14 protein-coding genes and 1 pseudogene are annotated in these 14,548 nt (G+C 56.8%); 2 read left to right on the top strand and 13 right to left on the bottom strand.

Translation table 11 applies throughout. From position 1 onward, the window contains the following. Positions 1-612: 612 nt before the first annotated feature. From DEO48_RS15460 to DEO48_RS15410, 11 genes are read right to left on the bottom strand one after another with little or no spacing between them, the layout of a single operon-like run. Positions 613-1,656 carry a cytochrome c-type biogenesis protein CcmH gene (locus DEO48_RS15460; protein WP_109845656.1) on the bottom strand — a complete coding sequence of 348 codons (1,044 nt, stop codon included), beginning with the start codon at positions 1,654-1,656 and terminating at the stop codon, positions 613-615. Beyond that, positions 1,653-2,210 (bottom strand): DsbE family thiol:disulfide interchange protein, encoded by a 558-nt coding sequence (locus DEO48_RS15455; protein WP_109845655.1) that lies wholly within the window; start codon positions 2,208-2,210, stop codon positions 1,653-1,655. Before DEO48_RS15455 ends, DEO48_RS15460 begins: the two co-directional genes overlap by 4 nt. Continuing rightward, positions 2,200-4,161 (bottom strand): heme lyase CcmF/NrfE family subunit, encoded by a 1,962-nt coding sequence (locus tag DEO48_RS15450; protein ID WP_109845654.1) that lies wholly within the window; start codon positions 4,159-4,161, stop codon positions 2,200-2,202. Before DEO48_RS15450 ends, DEO48_RS15455 begins: the two co-directional genes overlap by 11 nt. Beyond that, the gene (gene ccmE / locus DEO48_RS15445; protein WP_109845653.1) at positions 4,158-4,613 is read right to left on the bottom strand and encodes a cytochrome c maturation protein CcmE; all 456 of its coding nucleotides are present in this window, start codon (positions 4,611-4,613) and stop codon (positions 4,158-4,160) included. The genes DEO48_RS15450 and ccmE overlap by 4 nt, the downstream gene beginning before the upstream one ends. Further along, the gene (gene ccmD / locus DEO48_RS15440; protein WP_109845652.1) at positions 4,610-4,819 is read right to left on the bottom strand and encodes a heme exporter protein CcmD; all 210 of its coding nucleotides are present in this window, start codon (positions 4,817-4,819) and stop codon (positions 4,610-4,612) included. The genes ccmE and ccmD overlap by 4 nt, the downstream gene beginning before the upstream one ends. Beyond that, on the bottom strand, positions 4,816-5,553 hold the full coding sequence (locus DEO48_RS15435) for a heme ABC transporter permease (protein ID WP_109845658.1): 738 nt from the start codon (positions 5,551-5,553) through the stop codon (positions 4,816-4,818). The genes ccmD and DEO48_RS15435 overlap by 4 nt, the downstream gene beginning before the upstream one ends. A gap of 22 nt (positions 5,554-5,575) precedes the next feature. Next, entirely contained in the window at positions 5,576-6,232 is a 657-nt protein-coding gene (gene ccmB / locus DEO48_RS15430) for a heme exporter protein CcmB (RefSeq protein ID WP_109845651.1), read from the bottom strand. After that, positions 6,232-6,867 carry a cytochrome c biogenesis heme-transporting ATPase CcmA gene (gene ccmA / locus DEO48_RS15425; protein ID WP_109845650.1) on the bottom strand — a complete coding sequence of 212 codons (636 nt, stop codon included), beginning with the start codon at positions 6,865-6,867 and terminating at the stop codon, positions 6,232-6,234. The genes ccmB and ccmA overlap by 1 nt, the downstream gene beginning before the upstream one ends. Next, positions 6,860-8,107 (bottom strand): cytochrome c, encoded by a 1,248-nt coding sequence (locus DEO48_RS15420; RefSeq protein ID WP_109845649.1) that lies wholly within the window; start codon positions 8,105-8,107, stop codon positions 6,860-6,862. Before DEO48_RS15420 ends, ccmA begins: the two co-directional genes overlap by 8 nt. Then, the gene (locus tag DEO48_RS15415) at positions 8,104-8,658 is read right to left on the bottom strand and encodes a (2Fe-2S)-binding protein (protein ID WP_109845648.1); all 555 of its coding nucleotides are present in this window, start codon (positions 8,656-8,658) and stop codon (positions 8,104-8,106) included. Before DEO48_RS15415 ends, DEO48_RS15420 begins: the two co-directional genes overlap by 4 nt. After that, positions 8,655-11,441: a xanthine dehydrogenase family protein molybdopterin-binding subunit gene (locus DEO48_RS15410; RefSeq protein ID WP_109845647.1), complete on the bottom strand. Its 2,787-nt coding sequence runs from the start codon at positions 11,439-11,441 to the stop codon at positions 8,655-8,657. The genes DEO48_RS15415 and DEO48_RS15410 overlap by 4 nt, the downstream gene beginning before the upstream one ends. 178 nt (positions 11,442-11,619) lie before the next feature. Here DEO48_RS15410 and DEO48_RS15405 point away from each other — a divergent pair, with 178 nt between their 5' ends. Together DEO48_RS15405 and DEO48_RS15400 are read left to right on the top strand one after the other, a co-directional pair. Further along, positions 11,620-12,189, top strand: a complete 570-nt coding sequence (locus DEO48_RS15405; RefSeq protein ID WP_109845646.1) for an NTP transferase domain-containing protein — start codon at positions 11,620-11,622, stop codon at positions 12,187-12,189. A 3-nt stretch (positions 12,190-12,192) separates the two neighbouring features. Beyond that, complete coding sequence (locus DEO48_RS15400) at positions 12,193-13,161, top strand: XdhC family protein (RefSeq protein ID WP_109845645.1); 969 nt, start codon at positions 12,193-12,195, stop codon at positions 13,159-13,161. Positions 13,162-13,390: 229 nt separating this feature from the next. Here the strand turns inward: DEO48_RS15400 and DEO48_RS27205 are convergent. Both DEO48_RS27205 and DEO48_RS15390 read right to left on the bottom strand, forming a co-directional pair. Next, positions 13,391-13,520 (bottom strand): annotated as a pseudogene (locus DEO48_RS27205) (DNA-binding protein); the annotation flags it as partial. Positions 13,521-13,637: 117 nt separating this feature from the next. Beyond that, positions 13,638-14,291, bottom strand: coding sequence for a DUF2913 family protein (locus DEO48_RS15390; RefSeq protein WP_109845657.1), 654 nt, complete (start codon positions 14,289-14,291; stop codon positions 13,638-13,640). Positions 14,292-14,548: the final 257 nt, after the last annotated feature.

The following is a 14,548-nucleotide window of genomic DNA, read 5'->3' as shown; positions in this document are numbered from 1 at the left end:
CAGTAACATCATTGTCACCGGCTCTTTCCTGCTGAGCTAGTGGCGGTCTGTGTATCCCTGACACGGAGGGGGATGCTACGCACGGGAAATTACATCCACAAGGATAAAGCATTAACAGCGCGTTTCAGCTGAATGCAAGAAGTTAAATAAGCGCAGCATTTTACGACAGGAGGATTGATAACCGGCGGGCAAAAATGAGCAGGCATGAACAAACAGGCACTTTACGCCCCATCGCAATGGTAAACCGGAACCCGGCGGGTTGTCCCCGTCAGCGTGTCGAAGACGACAGTTTCTGAGGTCGCAATACCCCTCCCGGCCCTGCTATACTGGCTCGCACACCGTATACGGTTCAACAGGTGGTAATCAAAGGTGCGGGGTACCGTGCTCAGTTCCGCACTCAGACACCAGACACAACCCAAATACCTGCCACTTCAGACTGATCTGCAGCGTCGTACAGACCGGTAATCAGCGGTGGCGTTCAGAGTAATAGCAAGCGGAAAAGCAATTCAAAACTGGTCACGTAATCAACGTTCAGCAGAGCACGACACAACCATTCTTTCGCTCTGGCGTTTACTTTGCAACACGCTTAAGGCAATTCAGCCTGTTTCCAGGTTAACCTCCGTGCTTTTGTTGTTTCGACATCGCCTCACAGAGATACCCTTCAACCGTTGCCGCACGAGGATCATCCGGTGAGAGCTGTTTCAACACTGCTTTCCAGCCAGTCACTGCATCCTGCCAGTGCTGCTGCTGTTGAGCATTCACCGCATAGAGATTCAACACCGCCAGATTAACGTTGCCCTTCAGGATCATATCTTTGAGCAGCTCGCCGCCTTGAGTAACGTCCTCTGGCGAACTGGAGCGGGTTAAGGCTTCTGCCAATCCCAACGTGGCCAGTTGATTGTCAGGATCCAGAACTCTCGCTTTTTCAAGCGCCTGAATGACCAGCGGTGCGTTATCCAACTGATAGCCAATTCGCCCCAACTGGATCCAACCGTTGATGTCATCCGGCTGCTCCTGCAAGCGGGTTCTCATCCCTAACGCCAGGCGCGAGAGCGTATCGCGATCGCTGATGTCTTGAGGATCTTGCTGCCACAGCGCCAGCAATTCCGGGGTTTGCGCCGTGTCCTGCTTCCAGGCCTGAACCTGCGGGATACTGCCCGTCTGGTACACCAGAAAGGCAGATACCCCCAACGTCAGCGCGATGCCAGGAAGCCACTGCCAGAGCGGAACCGGAGAGAACGTGATTGCCGTTTGTTGCACGACTGCGTCAGACACCTCTACTTTCTGGCGGCTGCGGCGAATGATCACCCCGCCCCCCAAAATCACCACCGCCAGCGGACCGCCCCACAGCAGCCAGGTCAGTGGCGTTAACGGCGGCTCGTAGCTGACAAAATGGCCGTAGCGCACCACCATGTAATCCACCACCTGCTGTTCGCTTTTACCCTGTTGCAGCAGTTGATACAGCTTCTGGCGCATGTCTGCGGCAATCACCGAGCCGGAATCAGCAATGCTGCTGTTCTGGCACTTGGGGCAGCGCAGCGACTGCGTCAGCCGCTGGTATTCTTGTTCCTGTACGGCGTCACGGAAGGTCAGCAGATCCTTCGTCGCCATCGCCAGCGAAGAACAGAAAAGGCACAGCAGTAGCCAATATTTCATTGTGCGTTCTCCTTGCTCAGCGTGTCCCACAGCGGTTTCAGCTCCTTGTTCCACAGAGCGTTGGTCAGTTCCCCGGCATGGCGATAGCGAATAATGCCTTTACCATCAATAAGAAACGTTTCCGGCGTGCCATATACCCCGAGATCAAGCCCAGCCATGCCATTGCCGTCAAACAGATTGTATTGATAGGGATCGCCGCGGCGCGTCAGCCACTCCTGCGCTTTGGTTCTGTCGTCCTTAAAGTTAAGACCAATTACCGGAATGCCCTGCGCTTTCAGGGTATTGAGAAAATGATGCTCAGCCGCACAGGTCGGGCACCAGGTCGCCCAGACGTTAAGCAGCACGGGTTTGCCCGACGCAAAAATAGCTGGCGGGTAAACCGTTCCCTGGTCAAACAGCGACTGGCGCTGAATGTCCGGTGTCGGTTTGCCAATCAGTGCCGATTCAAGCGTAGAGGGATCGTCCCCCTGAGCGTTGCGTTGCAGCTGCCAGAACAGCACGGCGGAGATAACCACAAACAAAACCAGCGGGATCATCAAAGTTTTAGATTTCATGCTGCAGCTCCCTGGATTCTGACGTCTTACGGCTACGCCGGGAAAGCAGCGCGCACAATCCCCCAAACGCCATCATCAGGCCTCCGCTCCAGATCCAGCGGACAAAAGGTTTGTAGTAAAGACGCATTGCCCAGTAGCCGTTATCAAGCGGTTCTCCAGGCGCCACATAAAGATCGCGTGTCAGCCCTCCGTCGATAGCCGTTTCCGTCAGCACCACACGGCTGTTGGGATAGGAGCGCTTTTCAGCCTGTAGCGTAGTCACCGTCTTCCCCTCACGGGAAACGGCAAGCATGACCAGCACGCCGCTGTAGTTAGGCCCTTGCACCGACAGCATCTGATTAAGGGTGAAGTGGTAGCCCGCCATCTCAAGACTATCGCCCTGCTTCATCCTCACATCGCGTTCGATGCTGTAGCTCTGGCTAATGGCAATACCGAACACGGTGACGGCCAGGCCAACGTGCCCCAACACCATTCCCCACTGGCTGAGACTGATTTTGCGCAGGCCAGGCAACAAGGTAGAACGATGCGTGGCCCGCAGACGCACTTCCATGAGAGTCAGCCAGGCCACCCAAACCGCCATCATCACGCCAGTCACCGCCGTGGCCTCAAGACGTTTGCCAATCAGCCAGGGGAGTAGCAGTGCAGCTAACAGCGTGATGCCCGCCGCAATGCCTATTTTCGTCGCGAGTTTAGTGATGTTGTCGCGTCCCCATTTGACTAAGGGTGCTACGCCGCACATCAGAGAGAACGGCGCCATCAGCGCAGTAAAGAGCGAGTTAAAGAAAGGCTCACCAATGGAGATACTGCCAAGCCCCAGCTGTTTATGCACCAGCGGCAGCAGCGTGCCCAGTAGCACCACCACCATGCCCGCCATCAGCAGGATATTGTTCCCCAGCAGCAGCGATTCCCGCGACCAGAGCGAGTTATTGACCGTTGAGCGGATTAGCCCACCGCGCAGGGCAAACAGCAGCAACGCCCCACCGGTCACCACCACCATAAAGGCGAGGATAAACATGCCGCGCGCCGGATCTGAGGCAAAGGTGTGCACCGAAATAAGCACCCCGGAACGAACCAAAAACGTGCCCAGCAGACACAGCGAGAAGACGCAAATTGCCAACAGCAGACACCAGGCTTTAAAACTGCCGCGCTTTTCCGCGACCGCCAGCGAGTGGATCAGCGCCGTGCCCACCAGCCACGGCATCAGGGAGGCATTTTCTACCGGGTCCCAGAACCACCAGCCGCCCCATCCCAGTTCGTAGTATGCCCAGAACGAGCCAAGGATGATGCCGCAGGTCAGGAAAATCCATGCTGCCAGCGTCCACGGACGGGCAAACCGCAGCAGAGCTGCATCCAGACTCCCCCGGAGAAGTGCCGCAATGGCGAAAGCAAAGGCGACGGAAAAACCGACATAGCCCATGTAAAGCAGCGGCGGGTGGAATATCAACCCGGGATCCTGCAACAGCGGGTTGAGGTCGTTCCCCTCTAGCGGAAAATCCGGCAACGTGCGGGTAAACGGATTAGAGGTGAGCAGGATAAACAGCAGAAAACCGATGCTGATCATTCCCATCACGGCGAGCACCCGTGCCACAATATCCTGCGGCACGGCTTTGCTGAACAGCGCCACGGCAAAGGTCCAGTTGCTCAGCAGCAGCATCCACAGCAGTAGTGAACCCTCGTGTGCGCCCCAGGTGGCGGCGACTCGATACCAGACTGGCAGCGCCGTGTTGGAGTTATGCACCACGTAGGCCACGGTAAAGTCATTCACCACAAAGGCATGGGCGAGGATCACGAAAGCACTCAACACGGCAGCGAATTGCAGCCCTGCCAGCAGACGAGAGAAGCCCATCAGACGGGCATCCCCACGCGCAACGCCCCACAGCGGATAGCAGGTCAGCAGCAGCGCAATCCCCAACGCCAGACACAACAACGCATTTCCAACTTCCGGCATCATCCTGATTTGTCCTCTGACGGTTTCATGGCCTGGCTGATTTCCGGCGGCGTGTAGTTTTCATCATGTTTCGCCAGCACCTGTTTGGCCTGCACATGGCGCGATGAATCCAGCACGCCTTGTACCACCACACCCTGCCCTTCGCGGAACAGGTCCGGTAGAATGCCATCGTAGCTGACGTTCACCTGCCCCTTAGCGTCGTACAGTGTGAAGGTCACCAGCAGCGAGCTATGATCACGCTTTACGCTGCCGGGAAGCACATAGCCGCCCACGCGCAGGCGTTCGCCATTTGACGGCATTTGCTGCTGTTTGCCTTTACCGTAGAGAATTTCACCCGGCGTGTAGAACAGATCGATATTGCTGCGCAAGGCATAGAGCATCAACCCAACGGTCAGCCCCACTCCCGCCAGCACCGCCACTGCTGTCCACAAACGTTGTTTTCGACGCAGATTCACGCGGCCTCACGCTGTTGTGCCGTCGTGCGGCGACGCTGGCGAGCCTGATGTTGGGCGATTTCACGCAGCAGCGTTTTCCGCTGCCAGCGGATCTGTATCAGCAAAATAAGCAGCGGCAGCAGCGTTGCGCAAACGGCCAGCCAGACGTAGGTCGCGTAGCCGCCCATCAGCCAAAAATCGTGCCAGGAAGCAAAAGCCGGGATCATTGGGTTATCTCCTTACCCAGGAGTTCAGTGACCCAGGGGCGACGTTTTTCCTGCCATAAAATCAGATTGCGCAGACGCATCAGCGACAGAGTGACATACAGCAGCATCATGCCGACAATTGCCAGCCGTAACGGTGTGCGCATGGCCGGAGCCACGGTTTGCAGCATGTTGGTGGAGCCCTGATGCAGGGTGAACCACCATTCGACGGAATAATGGATGATCGGCAAATTGACCACGCCTGTCAGCACCAGCAGCCCAGCGGCTTTTCCGGCCTGCTGCTTGTCTTCAATGGCGTGCCACAGCGCGATAACGCCAACATAGAGAAACAGCAGAATAAGCTCAGAGGTGAGACGCGCATCCCAGATCCACCAGGTTCCCCACATCGGCTTTCCCCAGGCAGAACCGGTCACCAGCGCAATAAACGTAAAAACGGCCCCCACGGGCGCCATCGCCATCATCGCCAGATTAGCCAGTTTCATCTGCCACACCAGCCCCACAAATGCCGCGCAGGCCATCGCGGCATAAATGCTCATGGAACCCACCGCGGCGGGTACATGCAGGTAGATAATGCGATAGCTTTGTCCCTGCTGATAATCCTGCGGGGCGAAACCGAATCCCCAAATCCAGCCGGGCAACAGCGTGATGGCGCAGACGACAGCCAGCCAGGGCAGGCAGCGTCCGCAAATCTCATAAAGCCTCGCTGGCGAAGCCAGGGGATGAAAGCATTTCCACACCATTACATATTCCTTGAGAAAATCATTGCACGCTGATCCGCAGTGCCGCCGCCGTCGCAAACGGCAGCAGCGTGATGCTGGCGGTCAGCATGGCCCCCAGAATGGCGAAATACCCGGCAACCGGTAAACCGCTGCGGCCTGCGTCCAGTGCAGCGGTAGCGAAGATCAGCAGCGGAATGGTCAGCGGTAAAACTAAAACGCTAAGCAACGCACCGCCGCGTCGTAGTCCCAGCGTTAGCGCCATGCCAAGCGCGCCTGACAGGCTCAACACGGGAGTCCCCAGCAGCAACGTTACTGCCATGACGGCCCAGCTTTGAATATCCAGCCCTAACAGCATTGCCACCAGCGGTGACAGCAGGATCAGCGGCAGTCCGGTCACCACCCAGTGCGCCAGCACTTTAGCCAGCACTACGGCGGGCAACGGAAGCGGCAGCAGCATCAGCTGCTCAAGGCTGCCGTCAAGATAATCGTCGCGAAACAGGCGCTCAAAAGCCATCAGTGAGAAGAGCAAGGCAATCACCCAAATCACGCCTGGCGCAATGCGCGACAGCAACGACGGTTCCGGCCCAACAGCCAAAGGGAATAACGCCACGGCAATCAAAAAAAACCACAGGGGGTTCGCCAGTTCGGCACGATGACGGTTGGCGGTTCGCAGTTCATGACAAAAAATAGCGAACATCACAAATCTCTCTCCGACGACTGTAAAGAGAGGAGACGAACCTGCACCGGCCCCTGAGGCAAAGGTTGATGCGTGGTCATCACCACCATCCCCCCCTCTGCGATATGCTGCGCCAGCCGCCGGATAAGATCGCCCACCCCATCGGCATCGATGGCGGTAAACGGTTCATCCAGAAGCCAAAGCCGCGCGGAGGTCAGCCAGAGCCTGGCTAATGCCGCCCGCCGTTGCTGCCCGGCAGAAAGCTGAGCCAGCGGCAAATCCTCGTATCCGGCAAGCCCGGCATTCGCGAGGGCGATCAACAGCTCGTCCTGCATTTTACGAGGGTGATAGAAACGCAGGTTTTCCAGCGCCGTCAGCCGGGTTTTCATTCCTGGCTGATGTCCGAGCCACAACAGATCCTGACTGTAGCTTTCGCGAGCATCGGCAAGCGTGACCCCGTTCCAGCGAATGTCACCGCTGTCCGGGCGCGATAACCCAGACAAGATGCGTAACAGTGTGGTTTTCCCCGCGCCGTTAGCACCGGTGATCTGTACCCATTCTCCGGCGTCAACGCGAAAAGAGAGCGCGGTAAACAACGCTCTTTCGTCTCGTTCACAGCTAAGGTTGACCGCTTCCAGTAACGCGTTCTCACTCATGCTGACGTAACGCTTTAACCTGTTCTGGCGTGATGTTGCCAGGCTGTCCACCCCAGGTGGTTCGCAGATAGTTCGCCAGCCCCGCGATCTCTTCATCGCTCAGGTTCGACGCGAAGCTAGGCATGCTTTGCATACTCTGATTACCCGGGAACGACTGAGCCGGCAGGCCATCCAGCACGGAAACGATCAGGTTACGACCATCCGGCTGACGCAGCGTCGCGTTATTGACCATGCTGACGCTGACGTTCGGTTTACCTTCGCCTTCACGGGCGTGGCATCCGGCGCAGACGTTCAGCCAGGTCATACGCCCTGCTTCGTTGTCACTGTTCGCCACGGCTTTCAGCGCAACGGCCTGCGGGGCGTTGTCGCCCATCAGGTAGGTCACCAGCGCTTTCTGATCGTCGGCGTTCAAATGACGGGTGCTGAGATCGACAACCGTGTGCATTTCGCTGAAGGCAGAACCCTGCGGCGCAATGCCGGTGCTGAGGAATGTCTGCACATCGTTCGGCGTCCAACCGCGCTGAGCCAGCGCATCAGGCGTAATGGCCGGGGCGCTGAAGCGTCCCAGCACGCCGCCCTGCAACGGTCTGTCCAGATCCATTTGTCCGAGCTTGCCGCGCGGGGTATGACATTCACCACAGTGACCCAGCACATCCACCAGATAACGCCCACGCGTCCACTGTTCTGACGCGCCCTGTGAGGCAGAAGGCAGTGGATCTGAAGTGCGGAACAACAGATTCCACCCCATCATCGCCATCCGCTGGTTGAACGGGAACGGCATCTCGTTTTCTGGGGCCGCAACGTCTACCGCCGGGCGCGTCATCAGATAGGCATAAATGGCATCCGAATCTTCGCGGGTCAGCCCTTTATAGGAGGTGTAAGGCATCGCCGGATAGAGATGGCGTCCACCCGGGGCAACGCCTTCCGTCAACGCCGTGTAGAACTGCTCTTTGGTCCAGCGACCGATGCCCTGATCGGCAGACGGGGTGATGTTGCTGCCAAAAATGGTGCCGAACGGCGTTTCCAGCGGAACACCGCCCGCCATCGGAGCACCACCAGGTGCCGTGTGGCAGGCTGCACAGTCTGCTGCGCGGGTCAGATATTTCCCCTGCTCAATCTGTTCCGCGCTGGCCGTCACCTTTTGCACTGGGCCATCCCAGGTACGGTTCTCACGCCACCATAGCACCGCGATAACGATAGCTATGATGACGATGAGCCCCGATAAAAGACGTTTGATCATTTCGCCGCCCCCTTCACCAGACCCGGCGTCGCCAGTGCCAAATCGCGCACCGCTTCGTAATAACGAACGTAGCCGGTGCAGCGACAAATATGGCTGTCCAGCGCCTTCTCGATTTCACTTTCCAGATCTTCACGGGCCACCGGCTGACGCCTGAGCTTTTCGATGAAAATCGTCGCGGCATTCACGAAACCTGGCGTGCAGTAGCCGCACTGGAAGCTGTAGTGCTCCATAAAGGCCTGCTGCACCGAAGAGGGCACGGGCTCGCCGCTCTTTTCATCGGCCTGCGCATGTCCTTCCACCGTACGCACGATTTTGCCTTTAAAGAAATGCGCCCCCGTGATGCAGGTTCTCATCTCTTCACTGGTCCCGTCTGGCTTGTCGACAATCACCACGCACGCGTGGCAAATACCCTGCCCACAACCAAGACGGCTTCCGGTCAGGTCAAGGTATTCGTGCAGAAAGTCGATCATCATCAACCCTTCCGGTACGTCATAAGGGCCTTTATTCTCACCGTTGATGGTCAGTGAGAGCGGCTGGGTCGGGATACTCATTTCAACACCTCAAGAATATTGTCTGCACGAACGGGTAAATCACGGAAACGGTGACCGGTGGCTTCGCTGATGGCATTCACCAGCGCCGCGACAACCGGGATCATGACAACTTCGGCCATCCCTTTTGGCGGATCGGTTTCCGACAGCGCAGGCATTATGTCGCCCGTCTGTCGCCAGACCGCCACATCGCTGGCTCGCGGTAGGTGATAACGGTTAAAATTCCAGGTACCGTTGCCCGGTCCGTCTTCATAAAGGGGTAAATATTCGTGCAGTGCATGACCAATTCCCATCGCCAGACCGCCCTGTAACTGGCCTGAGACCAGTTCCGGCACAATCAGGTTTCCGCACTCCAGAATGGAGTGGTGGTTCAGCAACTCAACCTTGCCGGTGGCAAGCTCAACGGAGACTTCCGCCAGCGTACCGATGGCGCTGTAGTACGTCACCGCCGCGTTATTACGCTGGACAGGTGGGTAATAAACCCGATCGCGCATAATGATCTGCCAGCTTTCAGCCTTGCGGATCGCCATCGCGTCTATCGGCAGGCGAAGTTTCTGATTGTTCAGCGTGAAGTCCGCTTCTGCCCACTGCCAGCGGTTAAATACATGCACCATTACCCCGGTGGTGAGGCCTTTTTCCCAGACGGTTTTCGCCAGCAGCTCCAGCGGCAGGATCTGCATCCCCGCCGCCGTCAGTCCGCCTTCCACCCAGCGGGCATCTTCAGCGCGAACGACCAACGGCGCGGCTTGCCCACCGCCGATGCCCGTCTGCCAGAGGCTGAGCGCAGCGGGCCAAATCGCCTGCATAAACAGCTGGCGCGCGGCTTCACGAGTACTGTGGGAGAAATAAAACGCAGAGTTACTGGCGCTCGACGGTGAGCAGTACGATGGTGACCACAGCGGGTTACGCTGTAGTTCGTCCTGCTTGGCCTGGCTCATGAGGTACGGGTCACCACTGGTGACCACCGGTAGCTGCGACCAGTCGGTCACGGAGAAATGCGACTCGTCGGCAGGATGGCCCAGCCACTCAGCGCAGAGCACGGCCTGAGAGGTCGACATCCCGGTGCCCATTTCCGCACCGCTGTGATGCAGCGTTATCTTCCCTTCTTTGCTCAGTTCCACACGGGCGAAGGAGGTTTCCGCCCCGGTTCCGAAGTCTTTCTGCACGCAGCCAAAACCCACGCCATAGCGCTTGCCCGGATTCTTGCTTTCAAACTCGCGCTTGCGATCGGCGCGCTTCAGCCAGATCTCATGCTTCGCGGCTTTTTCCAGCACTTCGTCGGCACGAATCGCACCCGCCGGGATCGCACCCTGGGTATTCTTCATCCCGGATTTCAGCACGTTGCGCTGACGGAATTCGATGGGATCCAGCTTCAGCTCTGCGGCTATCTCATCCATCATGATTTCTGTAGCAGCCATACTCTGCAACGTGCCGTAACCACGAGCAGAGCCCGCATCAATGGCACGTGAGGCGATGCCGACAGCCGAGAGGTCGCTTTTAGGGAAATAGTAAATGGACTGTGCAGCGGTGGCGCCCACCATCGTGACCGACGGCGTAAAGTTCGAGCGACCACCGCCGTTCGCCACCATTTCGCCTTTGAAGGACTGCAAAATGCCGGTTTTTTTGTCCACGCCGATGGTGTAGTTCATCTCAAAGGCATGGCGCTTCAGCCCGGTCTGGAACTGTTCGTAGCGGTCATTGGCCAGGCGAACCGGATGACCGTCACCGTACATGGCCGCCACAGTACCGTAATACGGGAAGTTGCAGTGGTCTTTCGAACCGTAGCCCACGGTGTAACAGGGATGCAGAATGACCTGTTTCACCGTCATCTTCGCCCTGGAGAGCATGCGCGGCAGCTCGCTCATCACCTCTTGCGGCGACTGCGTTGGCGCAACCAAATGCAGCGTTTGCGTCGCACTGTCGTACCAGCCGTTGGCGTTATCAGGTTCCAGAGCAGCGGTATCGATCGACTGCGTGTTGTACTGACGCGACATGACCAGCCAGTTATCCGGAGGAGACTGAAGTTCGCTGGCAATACCATCGGCGTAGAACATGCCCTCTTCGTCCAGCTTGCCGCCTTCACGTCCTTCGGGCCAGACCGGCAGATGCTTTCTCATGGCAGCGGGGAAGACAGGCATATCTTTCAGGCTGGAGAAGCGATCGTCGTCCAGCGGCTGTTCACCGCCGACGCGAACATAGCGGAAAGTTCCCCAGGGATCCCGTTCCAGTGGCCCGGTGTGCTCACCATAACGGATCACTTCATCGTGGAATTTGAGTTTGTCTTTGGCAAAACGGAAACGGGAAAAATCGTGATAAATCAGAATGGCGACAGCATGGCCCAGATATGCCGGGGTTTTCCCGGTGGGCAGCAGCATGTCGTCACCATAAAAGGCCGGGAACGCCAGCCCGTCTCGCGCTAGATCTTCGGCGGTGACTAGCCTGTCTGGCTGCAGGTCATCGCCGAGCAAAGAGAGATCGATACCGGTAAAAAGTTTATCGGCCTGGGTGGCACGCAGGATAAAGGCGTGCGCCTGCTGCTGTGGCCAGTGCGGCATGTCTTTCGCGCGGATGTCACGGGCAAAGACCTTCTGCCCCATGGCTTTCGCACGTGCGTCGATGCGAAAACGCAGACTTTTGGTTTTAGGATCCCAGTTGGGAGACTGCAGAATTTTATCTTCGAACAGCGCCGCGTACGCTTTGCTGTGCAGAGGGGCAAGGTAGACCGTGACCCCTGCGATGACCGCATGACGGATAAACCGACGCCGCGATGGATTTAACTTGCTCATAAACAGTGATCCTTGTTGTTTTATTATTTTGTGCTACCACCTGAACTGGACTGCCCTATAATTTTTACACATCAGGGATCGCCTTAATTCTTATTTAACAACTTGTTTTCAAGCAAGCAAGATTGCTAAGATTTTACTTTAGATTTATTCAATTTCTGTTGAGATAAAAGGAACAAATATGGTGGCTGGGATCATCATTATGGCAGCAGGCCGTAGTGAGCGTTTTATCCAGAGCGGGGCAACCGGCAATAAACTCAATGCGCCTTTCGGACACCATTCTGTATTCTCAGCCTCACTAACCCACGCACTTGCTTCTGGTCTTCCCGCCCATGTTGTAACCCGTCCCGACAACACAGCAGTGCAGTCTGTTTGTGAGGCGCGGCTGGTTTCTTACACTCTGCTGGAAAGCACGGGGTTGGGTGATTCAATTGCTGCGGGTGTCGCCGCCACACCACACTGGTCTGGCTGGCTTATCCATCTGGCAGATATGCCTTTTGTACCTGCAGCGATATTCTGTCAGGTTGCCCGGCTTCTGGGCGAACATTCCGTCGTCCGTCCTTTTTATTTTGAAAGACCAGGGCACCCAGTTGGTTTTTCTCAAATGCTACGTAACGAATTGCTGGCGCTTAGCGGCGATCAGGGGGCACAGACTTTGCTTTCACGCTATAGCGTCTACGCTCTGGAGTGCGACACAGGGACAATCCTCCAGGACATCGATCTCCCCTCTCATTTGCCTGCCGGAGCCTGAGCCATGCAATCTCTTGACCTGTCCGTTCTCCACCAGGCGCTTCAGTGGCTTCCCGCGCAGCCCATCTGGATTTGTACCGTGCTGGCCACCTATGGCTCTTCTCCCCGTCCGCCGGGGGCGATGCTGGTCGCTAACGCGCAGGGTAAATGTGTTGGATCGCTATCCGGAGGCTGCATCGAAGAAGACTTTCTGGCGCGAATTATTAAGGGAGAATACAGCGAGCCAAGCCAGCTTGTTCGCTACGGTGGTGATGGCCTGAATTCCTATGTCTCACTGCCCTGCGGAGGGCAACTGGATATTCTGGTGGAATACCTGCCGTCCACGCCCCAAAACGTCAGTTATCTGAACCAGCTGGCAGCTGCGCTGGAAGGTCACGAGGCGCTGGAGAAGCGTGTCACATTACCTGAACCTGCTACCTTTCTGCCAACCGGGCACTATATCAGTTCAACGCACGTTCAGCGCGACAACGCGCAAATTTCGCTGTTTATCGCGGCGGCCCCCCGATTGCTGATTGCGGGGATGTCCAGCGTGGCCCTCTTCTGCGCCGAATTTGCCCTTGCTTTGGGCTTTGAGGTGCTGGTGTGTGAAAACCGGCCTGACGTTCTCGAAAATTTTCGCACTCAGATTCCCGCCAGTGCGCAGCTCATCGAACAGTTTCCGGCGAATTACATTGAGCGCAGCGGCTGCCATGCCAACACCGCCGTCGTGGCATTGACCCACGATCCGCGCATGGATGACTTAACGCTGATGGAGGCCGTACTGACACCCGCGTTTTATATTGGCGCGATGGGCTCCAGGAAAAACAGCCAGAACCGCCGCCAGCGGTTGGTTAAAATCGCGGAATTCAGCGAAGCGGATCTGGATCGCATTAAAGCGCCCATCGGCTTGCCTATTCACAGCAAAACCCCTGCTGAAATCGCTCTCGCGGTGATGGCCGACATCGTGAAGAGTAAAAACAAACCTCTCTTTTAACCCCGGCAATGAACAGAGCTAATCCCCCAGGTTCTCCGTGTCTGCATGAAATTCAGGTTCTGCCAGACGACGCTGACGAAAACACCGTCAGTATGGTAAAAACCAGACGCAGAAGGTGATCGCCAGGCTTACCCGGGAAGTGTGTTACAACATTAATGTCTATGCCAGTTCGCCTCTTCGATGCTGTAGATACTGGTCAGACGCCGGGCTTCAGTTGCGACCACTGTGGCCCGTAGACCGGCTATTAACTGTGGAATACGGAGCAACATTAAATAAAATGGCAGCCAGAGACTGGTCATCTGATCAACGTTCAGAAGGGCATTACGCAGTCGTTCCTCCGCTCTGGCGTTTACCTTGCGAAACCTTTCCGGCTCAACCACCGTGATTTCATTGCGTCGGTAAATGGGACTGTTCAATCTGATAATCGATTTGCACCACCGGCCTTTCCTGTTACGTTGACGTAATACTACCTTCGCTCAGGGAGCCTGCACGGCACCACCGGATGATTCCGCTGACGGCACCAGCGCCAGAATACACCCGCCAGCGTGTTGCTCACCCGTCGTGTAATGCAGCTTCCGCGCATCAAACGCCTCGCCAACAACACGCCCCTCTCCGACAACGACAAACTCCACCGGCGCGGACTGCTGACCCTCTTTTGTAAAATGGCGCTGCAGTTCGGACTTTCTTACCAGCAGCGCAGATACGTCCGCGTATTCGGCGTACAACGCTTCGGGTACCCATTCTTCATCAGACACCACTGCGTTTACCCAGCCCTGTGATTTCAGGTCCTCAATCGCATGGGTCAGGCGAAATAACTCCGACTGCTGTGTCACCGGCTCCGTGCAGGACTGCCAGAGGTATTGCAGCCGCTGCTGTAAATCCGCAGCAGGACCTTTCATTCGTCCCAGGCGCAACAAACTGTCAATATCATAGGCAACAGAGCGCGGAAACCGACGTTGTTTCTGCACATCCGCCAGCCAGCGGATCAGAAAAGTGTGAATGGTCAACGGTGAACGAGCCTGGCCGTCCTGCTGAGCCAGCCGTAATCCCACCAGCGCACACCAGGCAAAATGCGCCAGGTCAGCCAGTGATTCTTCAGGAGGTAATGCAGTGTGATTCGTTTTATTCATGGCGAGGATTATATCGGCAGCGCGTCGCGCGGAAAAGGGCTGAAGGCCGGGGGATAACATCAGCGCCGGGGCGTGACATCTTTCCTCATCGTCAGACTGCACGCTCAGGTGCAAATAACGCCCGTCCGGGCGAGAGTGACGGGTACCGTCATTGCCTTAACCTGCGCGGTAAGCTGGTTAAAGGACGTTGTGAAGACACCCCGTGCAACGCGGTTCAGGATGACTGGCGTTATATTCGTTACGCCATTGCGTTCCGT

It is taken from the genome of Enterobacter sp. CGMCC 5087 (genome assembly GCF_003144775.1).
Classification (GTDB): Bacteria; Pseudomonadota; Gammaproteobacteria; order Enterobacterales; family Enterobacteriaceae; genus Enterobacter; species Enterobacter cloacae_M.
The sequence above is the reverse complement of the archived record's forward strand: the minus strand, read 5'-3'. Positions and strand labels throughout refer to the sequence as shown.